Annotated in this window: 15 protein-coding genes; 5 read left to right on the forward strand and 10 right to left on the reverse strand. The window is 64.7% G+C overall.

What is annotated here, in order from left to right; genetic code table 11:
* Positions 1-43: 43 nt before the first annotated feature.
* On the reverse strand, positions 44-1,240 hold the full coding sequence (locus AB4Z51_RS32890; RefSeq protein ID WP_071917197.1) for a L,D-transpeptidase family protein: 1,197 nt from the start codon (positions 1,238-1,240) through the stop codon (positions 44-46).
* 362 nt (positions 1,241-1,602) lie between these two features.
* On the opposite strand from AB4Z51_RS32890, the gene AB4Z51_RS32895 reads away from it, so the two are divergent.
* Positions 1,603-2,373 (forward strand): hypothetical protein, encoded by a 771-nt coding sequence (locus tag AB4Z51_RS32895; RefSeq protein ID WP_085405168.1) that lies wholly within the window; start codon positions 1,603-1,605, stop codon positions 2,371-2,373.
* Positions 2,374-2,375: 2 nt separating this feature from the next.
* Here AB4Z51_RS32895 and sseA read toward each other — a convergent pair whose 3' ends face one another.
* The 3 genes from sseA to AB4Z51_RS32910 form a co-directional block, all read right to left on the reverse strand.
* A complete protein-coding gene (gene sseA, locus AB4Z51_RS32900; RefSeq protein WP_085405169.1) occupies positions 2,376-3,230 on the reverse strand; it encodes a 3-mercaptopyruvate sulfurtransferase in 855 nt (284 codons plus the stop codon).
* 186 nt (positions 3,231-3,416) lie between these two features.
* Positions 3,417-3,830: a rhodanese-like domain-containing protein gene (locus tag AB4Z51_RS32905; RefSeq protein ID WP_085405170.1), complete on the reverse strand. Its 414-nt coding sequence runs from the start codon at positions 3,828-3,830 to the stop codon at positions 3,417-3,419.
* Between the two features lie 56 nt (positions 3,831-3,886).
* Positions 3,887-5,062 carry a vWA domain-containing protein gene (locus AB4Z51_RS32910; protein WP_441498794.1) on the reverse strand — a complete coding sequence of 392 codons (1,176 nt, stop codon included), beginning with the start codon at positions 5,060-5,062 and terminating at the stop codon, positions 3,887-3,889.
* 123 nt (positions 5,063-5,185) lie between these two features.
* Here AB4Z51_RS32910 and AB4Z51_RS32915 point away from each other — a divergent pair, with 123 nt between their 5' ends.
* On the forward strand, positions 5,186-5,431 hold the full coding sequence (locus AB4Z51_RS32915; protein WP_028152331.1) for a GlsB/YeaQ/YmgE family stress response membrane protein: 246 nt from the start codon (positions 5,186-5,188) through the stop codon (positions 5,429-5,431).
* A 92-nt stretch (positions 5,432-5,523) separates the two neighbouring features.
* Positions 5,524-6,366, forward strand: coding sequence for an AAA family ATPase (locus AB4Z51_RS32920; protein ID WP_085405171.1), 843 nt, complete (start codon positions 5,524-5,526; stop codon positions 6,364-6,366).
* Positions 6,367-6,432: 66 nt separating this feature from the next.
* On the opposite strand, the gene AB4Z51_RS32925 is transcribed toward AB4Z51_RS32920, so the two are convergent.
* From AB4Z51_RS32925 to AB4Z51_RS32945, 5 genes are all read right to left on the reverse strand, one after another.
* On the reverse strand, positions 6,433-8,523 hold the full coding sequence (locus tag AB4Z51_RS32925; RefSeq protein ID WP_135214820.1) for a hypothetical protein: 2,091 nt from the start codon (positions 8,521-8,523) through the stop codon (positions 6,433-6,435).
* Positions 8,524-9,516: 993 nt separating this feature from the next.
* Positions 9,517-11,163, reverse strand: coding sequence for a GMC family oxidoreductase (locus AB4Z51_RS32930; RefSeq protein ID WP_085405174.1), 1,647 nt, complete (start codon positions 11,161-11,163; stop codon positions 9,517-9,519).
* Between the two features lie 14 nt (positions 11,164-11,177).
* Positions 11,178-11,771 carry a GNAT family N-acetyltransferase gene (locus AB4Z51_RS32935; protein ID WP_441498795.1) on the reverse strand — a complete coding sequence of 198 codons (594 nt, stop codon included), beginning with the start codon at positions 11,769-11,771 and terminating at the stop codon, positions 11,178-11,180.
* A 157-nt stretch (positions 11,772-11,928) separates the two neighbouring features.
* Entirely contained in the window at positions 11,929-12,855 is a 927-nt protein-coding gene (locus AB4Z51_RS32940) for an SMP-30/gluconolactonase/LRE family protein (RefSeq protein WP_085405175.1), read from the reverse strand.
* A 240-nt stretch (positions 12,856-13,095) separates the two neighbouring features.
* Positions 13,096-13,941, reverse strand: a complete 846-nt coding sequence (locus AB4Z51_RS32945; protein WP_085405176.1) for an AraC family transcriptional regulator — start codon at positions 13,939-13,941, stop codon at positions 13,096-13,098.
* Positions 13,942-14,111: 170 nt separating this feature from the next.
* Between AB4Z51_RS32945 and AB4Z51_RS32950 the strand changes: the two genes are divergently transcribed.
* Complete coding sequence (locus AB4Z51_RS32950) at positions 14,112-15,215, forward strand: mandelate racemase/muconate lactonizing enzyme family protein (protein ID WP_085405177.1); 1,104 nt, start codon at positions 14,112-14,114, stop codon at positions 15,213-15,215.
* Positions 15,216-15,224: 9 nt separating this feature from the next.
* On the opposite strand, the gene AB4Z51_RS32955 is transcribed toward AB4Z51_RS32950, so the two are convergent.
* Positions 15,225-15,581, reverse strand: coding sequence for a hypothetical protein (locus AB4Z51_RS32955; RefSeq protein ID WP_085405178.1), 357 nt, complete (start codon positions 15,579-15,581; stop codon positions 15,225-15,227).
* A gap of 185 nt (positions 15,582-15,766) precedes the next feature.
* Here AB4Z51_RS32955 and AB4Z51_RS32960 point away from each other — a divergent pair, with 185 nt between their 5' ends.
* Positions 15,767-15,991: a hypothetical protein gene (locus AB4Z51_RS32960; RefSeq protein WP_041953164.1), complete on the forward strand. Its 225-nt coding sequence runs from the start codon at positions 15,767-15,769 to the stop codon at positions 15,989-15,991.
* Positions 15,992-16,113 lie beyond the last annotated feature (122 nt).

Below are 16,113 nucleotides of genomic sequence, written 5' to 3' on the forward strand. Positions count from 1 at the left end.
GCCGACGGCACGCCCTTCACTGATCTGAATTGTCTCGTAGCGCTTAGCGCACGGTGACCGGCGCGGGCAGCGGCGGCACCACCGTCGGCTGGGTGCCTGGGACGGGGCCAGCCTGGGCAGCCATCGGAGCCGGACCGGCAGCGCCCGACGTCGGCGCAGCGGAGGCGGTCGCCGTTCCTGGCGGCGGGCCACCCGGCATCACCACCACGCGGGTGCCGACTTTGACGCGGTCGAACAGGTCGGAGACGTCCTCGTTCAGCATGCCGATGCAGCCCGACGACACGAACTTGCCGATGGTCGAAGGCTGGTTGGTGCCGTGGATGCGGTAGACGGTCGAGCCGAGATACATCGCGCGTGCGCCGAGCGGATTGCCGGGGCCGCCGGCCATGAAGCGCGGCAGATAGGGCTGACGCTCGATCATCTCGGTTGGCGGATGCCAATCCGGCCACTCGGCCTTGCGGGTGATCTTCTGCACGCCGGTCCAGGTGAAGCCGTCGCGGCCGACGCGGACGCCGTAGCGGATCGCACGGCCGCCTCCGAGCACGTAATAGAGGTAGGTGTTCGGGGTATCGACGATGAGCGTTCCAGCCGGCTCCTTGGTCGCCAGCGAGACTTCCTGGCGGCGCAGGTTCGGCGACAACTGCGCGGGAGCAGCGTCGGGCTGCTCCTCGGGCGGCAGCGAAGCGATCGCCATCGGCCGGCCATCGTTGCCCACGGGCGGCTGGCCGGACTGAACCGTTCCGGTCGCGGCGGGACCACCGACGGCCTCCGGCGGACGCAGGCCGTCCCTGCCGGGTGCCTGACCCGGGCGATCGGCATAGATCACCGCGGGCGGGCCGGCGGGGCGGCCATAGCGGGGATCGTCGGGCGACATCACGGGGCCCTGCGGCGGCGCCGCCGAATAGACCGGCGGAGCGCCAGCCGGACGGCCATAGCGCGGATCATCGGGCGACATCACCGGCCCCTGCGGCGGGGCGGCGGAATAGACCGGCGGAGGGCCAGCCGGGCGGCCGTATCGCGGATCGTCGGCCGGACCAGGCGGCGGCAGCGACGCCTGCGGCATCGCGTCGTCTTCATCGTCCAGCGAGTCGAAATTCGGCGTGCGGTCGCCGGGGCGATATTCGGCCGGAGCGCCATAGCTCGGCGCCTGCTGGACCGGATAGCTCTGAGCCTGTGCGAGCGAGGTTCCCGCCGCAGCGACTGTTGCGGCAGCGCATATCGTCAGAAAATGTTTGATCATCATCGCTCTTGTATAGTCCCCGAGCCCATCCGGACCGTTAACGGCCAGATGACCGAAGATAGCGGCACATTCAAGACATTACAGGCTGATTTGTGCCTGAGTTAGCGATTTGTGATGCAGGCACACACAGTTGCCTCGTTGCATCAGGGGGCGGAAATCGCATCGGGCCGCAGATTGCCGGAGTCTCCGGCCCCGAATTTAAGGGAACGGCGCGGAGGCGTTGCGATATGTTCGAATCAGCCTGATTCGCCTCCGCTCTGAGCTTCTGTCCCTGGCGAACGGCAATCAGTACCGTCACCGCGTTCAGATGGCTCTTGGGTCCCGGCCGCCACCCGCCGGGGCGGAAATTCGTAACCCGTCCGATGCTTCCCGGCTTTCGCTTCCTGTTTGCCGCGATCCTGCTGTCAACCTCCATCCTGGTGTTCGGCCTAGGTGTCGCCGCGCTGCTGCGGGCCACCCACGAGCAGTATGTCAGCAACCCCTCCTGGCGGAACGGCCCACAGGAGAAGGTGTTTGCGCAGGTTTCCGAGCCGGCCCAGCCGGTGCTCGCGGCGCTCCGCGCCGAGCCTGAGGCGGCCGCCGAGCCCACGCCATCGCTGCGCGACCGGGTGCCGACCATCGGCTTGCCGGCGAACGAGCCCGAACAGGTGGCCGCCCTGACGACCGAGCCCGACGTGCCGCCGCAGGTCCCTGAGGCCGCGCCTCCGGTCGCCGAGCCGGTGCAGGCCGAGGCCACGACGGAAGCCATCGCGCCGGCTCCTGCCGACACACTCACCCGGGCCGACACCACGGCATCGATCCCCGAGGCCACGCCTGCCGTGACCGCCAGCGAACCGGCGCCGGCTGATCCCGGTGAGGGCCTTGCCTCCCCGGCGCCCGACATTGCCCCGGCCAAGGTGGCCGCGCTGAACGATCCGGCGGCGCCGGCCTTGAAGGATGCGCCGGCGAAGGCCAAGGGAGACGCGAAGACGGACAGCAGCGCCCCGGACAGCAAGGCGGCCAAGCGCCAGGCGAAGGCGAAGAAGCGGCACCGCATGGTGCAGCGTCCTCCGCCCCAGCAGTTGCGGCAGAGCTATGATCTGTTCGGCCAGCAGCAGATGCTGGCGACAACGGCCACGCGCACGCGCCAGTAAGGCTACGCCGGCCCGGTCGCGACCGGCGGGCCGCCGGCCTGGCCCCATTCCGACCACGAGCCGTCATAGAGCGCGGTGTCGGTGATGCCGAGGCGATAGAGTGCGAGCGTCAACACGCCGGCGGACACGCCCGATCCGCAGCTCGTCACGATCGGCGCATCGAGCTTGACGCCGGCGTTCGCGAAGGCAGCGCGGAGATCGTCGAGCGGCTTCATGGTGCCGGTCGCGGCATCGAACAGCTGATTGTAGGGCACGTTGCGCGCGCCCGGGATGTGGCCGGAGCGGATGCCCGCGCGCGGCTCGGGCGCGCGGCCCTCGAAGCGGTCGGCGGCGCGTGCGTCGATCACCTGCTCCTTGCTGCTTTCGACGTTGGCGATCAGCTGCTGCATGCTGCGTACGCGTTTTGAATCGTAGCTCGCCCTAAACGTCGCGGGCTTCGGCCTCACCTCGCCGCTCTCGACCGGACGCCCCTCGGCGCGCCACTTCTTCAGCCCGCCATTGAGGATGCGCACATTGCTGTGGCCGAAGGCCAGGAACATCCACCAGGCGCGGGGAGCAGCGACCCAGCCGCCGGCATCGTAGAGCACGACGGTGTCGGCATTGGAGATGCCGAGATTGCCCGCGTCACGGCCGAACTGCTCGGCGCTCGGATACATGTGCGGCAGCGGGTTTGAATGATCCGACACCGCGTCGACGTCGAAGAACACGGCGCCCGGCAGATGCGCGGCGAGATAGTCGTCCTTCGGCAGCGGCAGCACGCCCGGCAGCTTGAAGCTGGCGTCGAGGATCTTGACGTTGGCGTCGTCAATGTGGGCGGCGAGCCATTCGGTGGAGACGAGGGGGTCGGTGGCGGTCATGCGAGGTCTTTCTTGTCATTCCGAAGTTGAAGCAATGCGCATCAAACTCCGCTGTCATCGCCCGGCTTGACCGGGCGATCCAGTATTCCAGAGGCGGTTGTGATTGAGTCGAGAAGCTGCGGCGTACTGGATTCCCCGCTTTCGCGGGGAATGACAGCGGAGATTGGCGCGACAGCGCAGCACTTCTCACCCCTTCTTCTTCGGCTCCCACTGCTCCACCGGACCGCCGGCATCGCGCCAGGCGGCATAGCCGCCGGCGATGTGGGCGACGGGCTTCAGGCCCATGTCCTTGGCGGTCTTCGCCGCGAGCGCGGAGCGCATGCCGCCGGCGCAATGGAAGACGAATTTCTTGTCCTGCTGGAAGATCGGCTTCGCATAGGGGCTCTGCGGATCGATCCAGAATTCGAGCATGCCGCGGGTGCAGGCGAACGCGCCGGGGATGCGACCGTCGCGCTCGATCTCACGGGGGTCGCGGATGTCGACGATGACGACGTCACCGTTCTTGGAGATCTCGATGGCCTCCTTGGCGTTGAGCGTCTCGATCTCGGCATTGGCCTCGTCGATCAGCGCCTTGATGCCGCGGGTGATGGTCTGGGGCATGTGGTTCTCCCTCTTGTCGGCCTCTGCGCGGCCGTCCGGACTGACGGCGCGTGCAGCTAGTGCGTCAATTCCTTCATCGCACCCTCAAGACCCTCGATCGTGATCGGGTACATGCGGTTGGCAAAGATGCGTTTGATGATGGTGGTCGATTCCGAATAGTCCCAGTGCTTCTGCTGCACCGGATTGAGCCACACCGTATGCGGATAGGTGCGGATGATGCGGTCGAGCCAGACCGAGCCCGGCTCCTCGTTGACATGCTCGACCGAGCCGCCCGGCACCATGATCTCGTAAGGCGACATCGATGCGTCGCCGACGAACACGACCTTGTAGTCGTGCGGGTATTTGTGCAGCACGTCCCAGGTCGGCGTGCGGTCGGTGAAGCGGCGCTTGTTCTGCTTCCACACGCCCTCATAGAGGCAATTGTGGAAGTAGAAATACTCCATGTGCTTGAACTCGCTCTTCGCCGCCGAGAACAGCTCCTCGACCTGCTCGATATGCGAATCCATCGAGCCGCCGATGTCGAAGAACACCAGCAGCTTCACCGCATTGCGCCGCTCGGGCCGCATGTGGACGTCGAGATAGCCGTGATTGGCAGTCTCGCGGATGGTGGTGTCGAGATCGAGTTCGTCAGGCGCGCCGGTGCGCGCGAACTTGCGCAGGCGCCGCAGCGCCACCTTGATGTTGCGGATGCCGAGCTCGACATTGCCGTCGAGATCCTTGAACTCGCGCTTGTCCCACACCTTCACGGCACGGTTGTTGCGGTTCTTCTCCTGGCCGATGCGGACGCCTTCGGGATTGTAGCCGTGGGCGCCGAACGGCGAGGTGCCGGTAGTGCCAATCCACTTCGAGCCGCCCTGGTGCCGGCCCTTCTGCTCCTCGAGGCGCTTCTTCAGCGTCTCCATGAGCTTGTCCCAGCCCATGGCCTCGATCTGCTTTTTCTCCTCCTCGCTGAGGTATTTCTCGGCGAGCTTCTTCAGCCACTCCTCGGGGATCTCCGCCTTCTCCATGGCGTCGAGCAGGCTTTCCAGCCCCTTGAACACCGTGCCGAAGACGCGGTCGAACTTGTCGAGGTTACGCTCGTCCTTCACCAGCGAGGTGCGCGACAGATAGTAGAAATTCTCGACCGAGTAGTCCGACAGATCAGCGTCGAGCGCCTCCATCAGCGTGAGGTATTCGCGCAGCGTCACGGGGACCTGCGCATCGCGCAGAGAAGTGAAGAATTGCAGGAACATGGGTGACAGATTGCCCGTCGGGGGGCGAACGTCAAGGGGCGCAGCCCGGCGCGGGACGCTGGACCGGTCGGCTTTTTGCTCTAGAATTGACCGTCTCACGGGGTTGTTTTGGGGACGTTTGCAATGGGAATTCTCGCGGCGCTCATCATTGGCGCGATCGCCGGCTGGCTTGCCGGCAAGATTGTCCATGGGGCGGGATTTGGGCTGATCGGCAACATGGTGGTCGGCATCATCGGCGCGCTGGTGGCGAGCTGGGTGCTGCCGCAACTGCATATTGCGCTGGCCACCGGCACGATCGGCGCGATCGTGGACGCCACCATCGGCGCGGTGATTGTGCTCGTCATCCTTTCGCTGATAAAACGGGTCTGAAAGCCTGACCGAACCAGGAACGGCCGCCATGAGCGGCCGTTCCGTTTGTTGGACCAGGGCGATGCCCGGCCGACGACCAACAAGGACGCGCGATGAAATTTACCGGCACCAAGGACTATGTTGCGACCGACGATCTCAAGGTCGCCGTCAATGCCTCAATCGTGCTGGAGCGGCCGCTGCTCATCAAGGGCGAGCCCGGCACCGGCAAGACCGTGCTGGCGGAGGAAGTGGCGAAGGCGCTGAACGCGCCGCTTTTGACCTGGCACATCAAGTCCACCACCAAGGCGCAGCAGGGCCTCTATGAATACGATGCGGTGTCGCGCCTGCGCGACAGCCAGCTCGGCGATGCCCGTGTCTCCGACATCAAGAACTACATCAAGCGCGGCAAGCTGTGGGACGCCTTCACCGCCGAGCAGCGCCCGGTGCTCCTGATCGACGAGATCGACAAGGCCGACATCGAATTCCCGAACGACCTGCTGCTCGAGCTCGACCGCATGGAATTCCATGTCTACGAGACCGGCGAGACGATCAAGGCGAAGCAGCGCCCGATCATGATGATCACCTCCAACAACGAGAAGGAGCTGCCGGACGCCTTCCTGCGCCGCTGCTTCTTCCACTACATCAAGTTTCCCGACGCCGACACGATGGGCCGCATCGTCGACGTCCATTTCCCCGGCATCAAGAAGCGCCTGGTCGAGGAAGCGCTGCGCATCTTCTTCGAGGTGCGCGAGGTGCCAGGTCTGAAGAAGAAGCCCTCAACCTCCGAGCTGCTCGACTGGCTCAAGCTGCTGCTCAACGAGGACATGAGCGTCGAGCAACTGCGCGAACGCGACCCGCGCAAGCTGATCCCGCCGCTGCACGGCGCGCTGCTCAAGAACGAGCAGGACGTGCACCTGTTCGAGCGGCTGGCGTTTTTGAGCCGGAGGGAGGTTTGATCTGCAAGCGCGCAGAGACAACCTGACCGCAATTCCTACCGCTACTCTGGGCCGCGCTTCCCCGCGTCATCTCGGATTCGGATGACCGTCAAGGCGGAGCTGATAAACGAAATAGGTTGGGGTACAGAACCCGATCTTTCGGCTTCTCAAGTTATTCAACGCCGGGGCACTGACGTTGAACCTTACACTCGAGACAAAATCCGGCATCTGCTGGCAAATATAGTCCTCGCGGCAAAACCGCGACGGCGAGCATGTGTTCAGGAGGCCGCGGCCGACGCCAGCGGCGAAAATGCCGCTGTCGAAATATCCCTTGGCCATCTGCTCAAAGCCCTTGCCTCCGACGATCGCGCAGATTTCCTCGGGCACGCTGCCCGGCCGGATCACCGCCAGCGACGCCTCCTCGGGCTTGCAGGGACGCGTGACGCGGCCCAGCGGCACGCCGATCTTCGTTGGACGGCAGTTGTAGCCGTAGCCGCTCAATTTTCCTTCCGACAGCTTGTAGACGAGTTCTTCCTTGCTGACGCGGTCGCTGAACGCGCGCAGGTTGAAGCCGAGCGGGTTGTTGGCGGCGGTCTTCGCTGTGGAGTCCTCGATGACGTTTGAGCGGCAGCTCAAACCGGCGGCGACATTCTGTGCCGCGGCCACGCATTGGCCGAGATTGGAGGAAGTCGCAGCGTTCGTCACCAACGCCTGACAAGTGAGGTTACGCGTGGCATTGCAGCTCCATTTCGCGGCCTGCGCCAGATCCGCATTCAAAGGGCACGGCATGTTGTCGCCGGCGACAACATAGGCCGGATTTCCGCTCTCCCAGGCCGCCGGGGGCGCCGAAGGATGCGGGCGAAAACTGTTCGGCGCCTGACCGAGCGAAACCCGCTCGACATAGTCCTTGCGGCGAACAAGTTCCGCGTAGACATGGGGCGAGAACGGCAATTGCAACTCGTTACCGTCAAGGGCGTTTCTGATGGCGTCCGCGTCGCGGCCGAAATCGAACCGGTCCACGCCGAGAAAATGGAATCCGGCGGTCGAGGATGATTGATGGCAGCCCATGCAGGACGACGTGTTCAGGCGTTCGAGCAGACCCGCGCCGGATTGCACGAATTTTGGTGACCTCCCGGGGACACCCGCCGCCGCGACGATCCGTGCCGCCTGCTCGCTGCCGATTGCGAGATCGAAGGGACGATTGGCCATGCGCGCGCTGCCGGCAGTGGAAAAACTCAGCGCGATATCGGCCTCCAGGCTCTCCGGTATCCTGAAGGTGCCGTTGTCGATCTCGGCGATGTGGCCTGCGAGATAGTCCTGCAACTGCTTCTGTTTGGCGGGATCCTTCAGGATTGCCTGCACATCGGGCGTATTTTCCAGCCGTGTCGGCTGAAACTTGCCATCCCTCAGCGCGAAGATCCGCATCCAGTAGATCGCCTGTCCGGCGAATTTGCGGTTCTCCATGTTTTCGAGGTCTGATGGGAAGCGCACCACCTGCGCATTGATCTCCATCTGCTTGAAGATTAGTCGCGAAAAATCCAGCGGCCCCTGCAGCAGGCGTTGGGCAACCACTGCCGGATCGTCAGTATCGATCCCGGCGACGCGCCAGAGCGAGGCGACGTTCTGGCAATTCCTGCCGTCATCCGCGTAACTGAACACCATGTTCACGGTGAACGGCATGCGCGACGCGTAAGTCTTGCCGTTCATCCTCACTTCGTAGCCGAGCCGGTAGATGAAACGCAATTCGCCGCAATGCGCGGAATTGAAATCGCGGCGGTCCATCCGATTGACTACGCCCGACAGGAGGAACAATCCGTCGCTGGAACCGAGCCATCTCTCGTTAAACACGCGCGCAACATTGCCATTCAGCCGCAGCGTCTTGCCAGCGTCCGTTTTGGCCGACTTCGGGTCGTAGGTTTTCAGGATCTCCTTTTCCCAATCGATGCCGAGTCCCGCTGTGATACGCGTGATGTCGGCGGACATCACGGCAGCAAACTGCGCGTAGGTCCCACTGAATTGAGACAAATCGCTCGCCCGCGTCGGGCCGTCCGCGACCGCCGGCTGCGGCAGCTTTTGCGCGGCGTGAATTTTCCTGAACAGGGTCACCAGCGAAAGCGCGGATGAATTGTCATGATCGAGCACCGCGAGCAGAGGCCCCTGGCTGATCAGGGTCGTCACCTCTGCGGAAGCCCGGGGAGACTGGGCAAAGCAGGGAGAGATCGTGAGAATCAAGAGGCAGAGTATTGAGATGAAGCGCATCTGCTGTTTCTACTACGTCAAGGCGCATCCCGCAATTTAAGGGTGAATGTCCCGAGGAGCCCGCGCTCGAGGAAAGAGGGAAAGCGCACACTCTCCACATCGTCATTGCGAGCGCAGACGCGCCGCAGCATCCTCGCGGCGCATTTCGCCCGAGCTTTGCTGTCTCCGTTACGCCCTCCAGGAAAGAGGGCGCAGGGAAGGCCGGGTGCCGGCTGGCACCCACGGTCCGCTGTGCGAAAGCACACGCAGAAGAACTGCACAGCGGCATACAGGTGAAGCCAAACACACGGCCTTCCCTGCGCAGTGGTCGGACGGCGTATGCCGTGCTCTCCCGGGAGCCGAGTTCGTTCTGGCCTCCCTCACCCCTGCGAAAGTCGCCGACACCGCGCCGGTTGACGCAAATGCCGCATCCGCAAGAGCTTGACCGTAGCAACGACGGCCAGGACCACACGATTTTGCCGTACGCACACAGCGCCGCTCGTCCGCACGAAGCCTCAGGGCTCACGGAGAGCAATCCGCCCTGCCCTTAGCCTCTCGCGCCCGACGCTGCCGCGTCCACCGCAACCCGGCCCGCGTTTCGAACGACTCGCGAACCGCCCCTCTTCCTCGGACCGGGCTGTTTCGATCTATGCCGCAATTCCGAATTTCGGTAAAGTGGAATATTTTTGTGGGAAGGGATTGACGGGTGACGGGGTGTTTTGCCCGACGGGCTAAACCACCGCGACATGCAACGCTCTCGGTGTCCCGGACGCGCTGCAGCGTGCAACGCTGCTGCGCAGAGCCGGGACCCACGCGTACGATCGCGCTCTCGGTCACATGGGCCCCGGCTCTGCAGTGCACCGCATCGGACGATGCTTCGCATCGCCGGGAGCGCTGCGCAGCGTCCGGGGCATGAGACCTTCCTACGCCACCCTACGCCACTGCGGCGTCCGGAATCCGCGCGGCTTCTATCGGCTGCTTGCCGCGGATCAGGTCCGAGGCACGATCCGCGATCATCATGGTGGAGGCGTTGAGATTCGCCGAGATCATGCGCGGCATCACGGAGGCGTCGATGACGCGGAGGCCCTCCAACCCGTGGACGCGGAGCTGGTCGTCGACCACCGCCCACGTGCTGTCCGCCGGGCCCATGCGGCAGGTGCAGCCGGGGTGGAAAGTGGTGGTGCCGCGTTCGGTGGCGGCGGCGAGGAATTCGTCGTCGGTGTTGATGTTGGGGCCGGGGAAATCCTCGTAGGCGTAATAGGGCGACAGCGGCGCACTCTTCAAAAGCCTGCGCGCGAGCTTCATGCCGCCGACGATGACGCGGCGGTCGAGCTCGGCGTCGAGATAGTTGGTCTGGATGATCGGCGGCGCGAACGGATCGTTGGAGCGGATGCGGACATAGCCGCGGCTCTCCGGGCGCTGCTGCCAGGACGCCACCGTCATGCCGGGCTCGTCCTCGAGCTGGCCCTGCACGCCTTCCTTGTAGCTCGCCGGCGTGAAGGTGAGTTGCAAGTCGGACGAGTCCGCGCTCTCGCCGGAGTGCCAGAAGCAATAGACCATGGTCGGCGACAGCGAGAGCAGGCCGCGGCGCGCGGTCGCCCATTTCAGAGCCTCGATCCACAACGAGAAGCCGCGGCGGAGCTCGTTGATGGTCTTGATGTCCTTCACGCGCGCTACGGTGCGCGGGGCGTAATGATCCTGCAGACCTTCGCCGACCGGCAGCGCATGGCGCACCGCGATCCCTTGCGCGCCGAGCAGATCGGGTGAGCCGATTCCGGAGAGCTGAAGCAGCTGCGGCGAATTATAGGTGCCGCCGGACAGGATCACTTCCTTGTTGGCGCGCACTTCGACCGGCGTGCCGCCGCGGCCGCCCTTGCTGTAGCGCACGCCGACGGCGCGCTTGCCTTCAAAAATGATCTCGGTCGCGTGCGCGTGGGTGTGCACATGCACGTTCGGGCGCTTCATCGCGGGCTTGAGGAACGCGGTCGAGCCGGAGACGCGCAGGCCCTTGTCGATGGTGCGCTGGCAGTAGGAGACGCCTTCCTGCTTAGCGCCGTTGTAATCGGGGTTGCGGGGAATGCCGAGCGAGACCGCGCCTTCCATGAAGGCCTCGCAGAGCGGATCGCGCCAGTCCATGGTGGTGACGGTGAGGTTGCCGTCGCGGCCGCGATAGGTGTCCTCGCCCTCGCCGACCCGCTTTTCCAGCCGCTTGAAGTAAGGCAGCACGTCGGCATAACCCCAGCCGCGATTGCCCATCTGCGCCCAGGTGTCGAAATCCATCCGCTGGCCGCGATTGTAGATGTGGCCGTTGATCGAGGACGAGCCGCCGAGCGTCTTGCCGCGCGGCGCATAGATGCTGCGCCCGCCGGTGTAGGGCCCCGGCTCCTGCTGGTAGGCCCAGTTGATGCTCTTCATGTGGAAGGTCTTGATGAAGCCCGCCGGCAGATGGATGTAGGGATGCCAGTCGCTCGGGCCCGCCTCGAGCACGCAGACGCTCACGTTCGGATCTTCGCTGAGCCGGCTGGTCAGTACGCAGCCGGCGGAGCCCGCGCCGACGATCACATAATCGAATCTGTCCATGGTGCCTCGGCCGCTCAGCGCGGCTTGTCGTTGAGTTGATAGTTCAAATGCGTCTGCACCGTCGGCCATTCGGCGGCGGTGATGCTGTAAACCACGGTGTCCCGCAGCGTGCCGTTCGGCGTGACCTGGTGGCTGCGCAGAATGCCGTCCTGCTTGGCGCCCAGGCGCTCGATGGCGCGGCGGCTCTGGTGGTTGAAAAAATGCGTGCGGAATTCGACCGCGATGCAGTTCAGCGTCTCGAAGGCGTGGGTCAGCAGCAGAATCTTGCACTGCGTGTTGAGCGGCCCGCGCTGCGCGCTCTTCGCATACCAGGTCGAGCCGATCTCGACGCGGCGGTTGGCGGCATCGATGTTCATATAGGTGGTCTGGCCGACGATCTTGCCGCCGGCATCGAACACGGTGAACGGCAGCATCGAGCCTGCGGCCTGGAGGCCCAAGCGGCGGTCGATCTCCTTGGCCACGTTCTCCGGCGTCGGGATCGCGGTGTACCAGATCGTGTAGAGCTCGCCGTCCTTCACGGCCTCCACCAGCCCCTCGCGATGCTCTTTCGACAGCGGCTCGAGACGGGCGTGCTGCCCACGCAGGGTGACGGGATCAGGCCAGGGCATTTCTCTCTCCATAATGACTGCCGTCCTTCCGAGGCGCGACGACGTCGCGAGCCCGGAATCCATAATCACCGCTCGGGGTTATGGATTCCGGGCCTGCGTGCTGGCGCACGCATCCCGGAATGACGACCGACGCATCGGCACGGCTGCTCAGATACATTCACTTATTCAGAAAGTTCAACGGCAAACCGCAGCGCGGCCAGTCCATGGCGATCAGTTCGCCCTTGCCTGAGAGCGTGATGTAGGCGGTCTTGAGCTCGGGACCGCCGAAGGCGATGTTGGTGGTGACGCGATCGCCGGTCGGGACCTGCTCGACCAGGGTCCCGTCAGGCGCGATCACCGAGATGCAGCCGGAGACCAGGGTGGCGACGCAGACATTGCCGTTCGCCTCCACCGCGAGCGAGTCGAACATCTGGTAGCCGCCGAGGCCGCAGATCGGCTTGCCGCGCTCGCCACGGTAGATCACCTCGCGCGGCTTAAGCGTGCCGGGCGCGGACAGCTCATAGGCCCAGAGCCGCCCCGTCGGGGTCTCCGCGATGTAGACGGTGTTCTCGTCCGGCGACAGGCCGATGCCGTTGGCCGGCAGCACGCCATGCACGACCTCGACGATCTCGGTCATGCCGGGCTTGAGATAATACATGCCGCCGACATCCATCTCGCGGGCGCGGCGCTTGCCGAGATCGGAGAACCAGAGGCCGCCATGCTTGTCGAAGACGAGGTCGTTCGGCCCGCGCAGATCGTGCTCGCCGCATTTGGTCACGACGGTCTCGACCTTGCCCGATTGCAGATCGACGCGCTGGATCGAGCCACCGAGATAGCTGTCCGGCTGCGGGCCGGGCATGATCATCTTGCCGGTCGGAATCCAGGAGAAGCCGCCATTGTTGCAGATGTAGATCTTGCCGTCGGGGCCGAGGGCTGCGCCGTTCGGGCCGCCCGGCACCTTGGCGACGACCTCCTTGCGGCCGTCGGGATGGATTCGGGTCAGGCGCTGGCCGCGAATTTCCACCAGCACGACCGAGCCGTCCGGCATCACCACCGGCCCTTCGGGAAATTCGAGGTCGGTGGCGAGAATGCGAACGTTGGACATGGGGACCCTCCCGGCTGCTTGTTATGGCTTGCACGGGATGTCCGGCACGGGCCCCACACGCAAGATTTGCCTGCGGTTATGACAAAGTCGCCGGGGCTTGCCAAGCAAGCGGGATGGTATGCCAGCGTTGCAACGTAAAGCGCGATGACATATCGCGCTTTAGGTCTTGCTTGAGCATGATCTCTTCGGAAAACCGCTGCGCACTTTGCGCGAACGCGGCCCTTCGGGTCCGGATCGTGCTTACTCCCGCACTGGTATCCAAATCTCGAAGCCGCCATTGCCGGTCGCGGGATCGAATTTCTCGTCATAGCGCTCGAAGTTCGGCGCATCCGCGGCCTTCAGGCCGGACGCCGGCAGCCACTGATTCCAGATCGTGTTGACGGTGCGGCGGATCGAGGCGACGTGCTCGGTGTGGGTGAACACCGCGTAGCGCTGCTCGGGAATGCGGATGCGACCGAAGCGGCGCGGCAGGTCGGAGAAATCGGCGACCTCGACGCCGGCGATGTAGTCGAAATTGCCGGAATCATCGCCGTTGCAGCAGACGCCATAGGCGACTTGAGATTTTCCCTGGCCGACGCGCGCGGGAACGTCGGCGACCTCCTGATGGAAGCGGTGCCACAGCCCCGGAATGGCGGCGCCGTTGTCGCAGGAGATGCGCTCGGCGGGGCCGGCGACGAGGAAGGCCTTCGCGGTTTCGAAACGCGGCGGGACGAGGTGGTCGAGCATGGTGGAGTCCATGAGGATCGGCTCCTGAAGCTTGAGTTTGTCGAGGCGCGTTGCCGCCCGCACCGCTTCGGGTGTGGTGCCAAACTGGTCGCGGAACGCGCGGGTGAACGCTTCGTGCGAGCCGTAATCCGCCTCCAGCGCCAGCGACAGGATGTCCGGCGCGCCGTTCGCAAGACTGCGCGCCGCTTCCGTCAACCGCCGCGCGCGCACGTAGCGCATCACAGGAAGTCCGGTGGCTGCGGCAAACGCCCGCACGATGTGGAACCGCGACACGCCAGATATCGCAGCAATCTCGTCGAGCGTCATCGGCTCGGCCAGATGGCTCTCGATATACCAGAGCGCGCGCTGGGCTGGGTTCATGCGTCAAGGGCCCTCGTTCGAAGCCTGGCGATGATGCGCTGACGGCCACCGCCTCGCTTGATCGGCATTGCTGTCCTTGCATGAGAATAGTTCCGGAATAGCCACTGGCAACGCCCCGGCATTCGCAGCTACACTCATCGCAACCGCTCACCAGAAAGAGGAACCGCGTCATGGAAATCACCGATGTGCGGGCGCACCATATCCGCATCCCCTATGACGCCGGTGTCGCGAGCTTTCGCCAGGGCGCGTCCGCAATCTCCGCGCTCGACATGGTGCTGGTCGAGGTCACGACCGATGCCGGACTGACCGGCTGGGGCGATGCCTTTGCCTATGTCTCCCCCCGCACCACGCGAAGCGCCGTCGAGGAGATGATCGCGCCGCAGGCCCGCGGGCTGAAGGTTCCCGATGCCGCCGGCATTCCCGCGGTGATGGAACAGATCCAGCGCAACCTGCATCTGTTCGGCCGCTACGGCATCACCATGTTCGCGATATCAGGGCTCGACATCGCGCTGTGGGACCTGGCTGCGAAGATCGAGGGCGCGCCGCTGCATCGCCTGCTCGGAGCAAGCAAGCGCTCGAACATCCCCGCCTATGCGAGCCTGCTGCGGATCGGCTCGCCTGAGAACATCACGGGCGAATGCAAGAAGGCGCTCGCGCTCGGCTATGGCGCCATCAAGCTGCACGAGACCACGACGCCGGCGGTGTTTGCCGCGCGCGAGGCCATTGGGCCCGGCATCCCGCTGATGGTCGACATGAACTGCCCGCTCACAGGCGAGCAGGCGATCGCATTCGCGAAGGCGTGCGAGGACGCGCAGCCGATGTTTCTGGAAGAGCCGGTCTGGCCGCCGGAGGATTTTACCACGCTCGCCGAGGTCCGCCGCAAGGGCGGGCTCGGCGTCGCCGCCGGCGAGAACGCCTGCACGGAGTATCAATTCCGCCAGATGATGAATGCAGGCGCGGTGAGCCACGCCCAGCCGTCGGTGACCAAGGTCGGCGGCATCACGGAATTTTTGAAGGTCGCCGCACTCGCCGATCAGCTCGGCGTCAAGATCGTTCCRCACTCCCCGTATTTCGGTCCGGGCCTGCTGGCGACATTGCACCTGCTGGCGACGCGTGACGACGGGTTGGTCGAGATGTTCTATCTGAAACGCGAAGCGTGTCTGTGGGGCGGCCGCGCCGATGTCGATACCACCGGCCACGTCGCGGTGCCCTCGGGACCCGGGCTCGGCTATGAGCCCGATCGCGGCGTGATGGAGCGCTACCGCGTGGCGTGACGGCGACGCCTATTTCGCCGCATCCTTCGGTGGCGGCGCGTCCTGCTTCTTCTTCAGATCGTCCGCGATCTTCACCTGTGCAGCCTGGAGATCGCCCAGCGTCTTCTGCAGGCCGGCCACAGTCGTCTTCAGCGCGTCGATCTGGCGGTTGGCGGCATCGAGCTTCTGCTGATGATCGAGCGTCAGCTTGGTGATCGTCTTCTGCAGGAAGTCGACGTTGCTCTGCAGGCAGCTCGTGCGCCGCTCCATGGTCTTCTCGACGGTACAGATCTCGATGCCGGGCACGTCTTGCGCGCGGACCGGCGCAATCGCCAGCGTGGCGAGCAACAACATCGCGAAACAAACGCCGGCACTTCGAAGCGACATGCAGGTTCCTCGTCCAAATCAATCACGGCAATGTGCGCTTTTTGCTCGCCGACGCCGGAGGCTACCACACTCGTACCGCATTCTCGCGTTGAGCTTGGCTTGTTCCCTTGGACGGGGAGCAGTGAACCGTGCGCGGAAGAAAGTGGGCGCTCTTTCCGCGACTTTGATTAGGGGAGATTTTTGGAATGGCAACGCGCGATAGACGTCTGGCGGAATTCGATGGCGCCGGCGAACCGCCACCTGGCCTGCCGGTGGAGGTGCTGTGCGAGGACCACAGCGGAACGTATCAACTGCCGTTCGCCTGCCGCTATGTCGAGGGCCGCTGGCAGAACGACGCGGCCGGCGTCCCGGTGGAAGCCACTGTGATCGGCTGGCGCGTGCCGCGCGCCAAGCACTCGGGCTTCGCCTAACGAGCGGCGTCTGTCTCAAAATGCAACGGGGCCGCGCTCTGCCTTAACGAACGGAACGCGGCCCGAACGAATCACGTCCGAATCAGCCGGAACGCCGTGTACGCAGCTGTTCACGGCTAGAT

This window comes from Bradyrhizobium sp. 2TAF36 (assembly GCF_052114925.1).
Classification (GTDB): domain Bacteria; phylum Pseudomonadota; class Alphaproteobacteria; order Rhizobiales; family Xanthobacteraceae; genus Bradyrhizobium; species Bradyrhizobium barranii.

Coding starts and splice junctions, on each gene's coding strand:
- AB4Z51_RS32890 (WP_071917197.1), bottom strand. CDS start 1,240: ATGATCAAACATTTTCTGACGATATGCGCTGCCGCAACAGTCGCTGCG.
- AB4Z51_RS32895 (WP_085405168.1), top strand. CDS start 1,603: ATGCTTCCCGGCTTTCGCTTCCTGTTTGCCGCGATCCTGCTGTCAACC.
- sseA (WP_085405169.1), bottom strand. CDS start 3,230: ATGACCGCCACCGACCCCCTCGTCTCCACCGAATGGCTCGCCGCCCAC.
- AB4Z51_RS32905 (WP_085405170.1), bottom strand. CDS start 3,830: ATGCCCCAGACCATCACCCGCGGCATCAAGGCGCTGATCGACGAGGCC.
- AB4Z51_RS32910 (WP_441498794.1), bottom strand. CDS start 5,062: ATGTTCCTGCAATTCTTCACTTCTCTGCGCGATGCGCAGGTCCCCGTG.
- AB4Z51_RS32915 (WP_028152331.1), top strand. CDS start 5,186: ATGGGAATTCTCGCGGCGCTCATCATTGGCGCGATCGCCGGCTGGCTT.
- AB4Z51_RS32920 (WP_085405171.1), top strand. CDS start 5,524: ATGAAATTTACCGGCACCAAGGACTATGTTGCGACCGACGATCTCAAG.
- AB4Z51_RS32930 (WP_085405174.1), bottom strand. CDS start 11,163: ATGGACAGATTCGATTATGTGATCGTCGGCGCGGGCTCCGCCGGCTGC.
- AB4Z51_RS32935 (WP_441498795.1), bottom strand. CDS start 11,771: ATGCCCTGGCCTGATCCCGTCACCCTGCGTGGGCAGCACGCCCGTCTC.
- AB4Z51_RS32940 (WP_085405175.1), bottom strand. CDS start 12,855: ATGTCCAACGTTCGCATTCTCGCCACCGACCTCGAATTTCCCGAAGGG.
- AB4Z51_RS32945 (WP_085405176.1), bottom strand. CDS start 13,941: ATGAACCCAGCCCAGCGCGCGCTCTGGTATATCGAGAGCCATCTGGCC.
- AB4Z51_RS32955 (WP_085405178.1), bottom strand. CDS start 15,581: ATGTCGCTTCGAAGTGCCGGCGTTTGTTTCGCGATGTTGTTGCTCGCC.
- AB4Z51_RS32960 (WP_041953164.1), top strand. CDS start 15,767: ATGGCAACGCGCGATAGACGTCTGGCGGAATTCGATGGCGCCGGCGAA.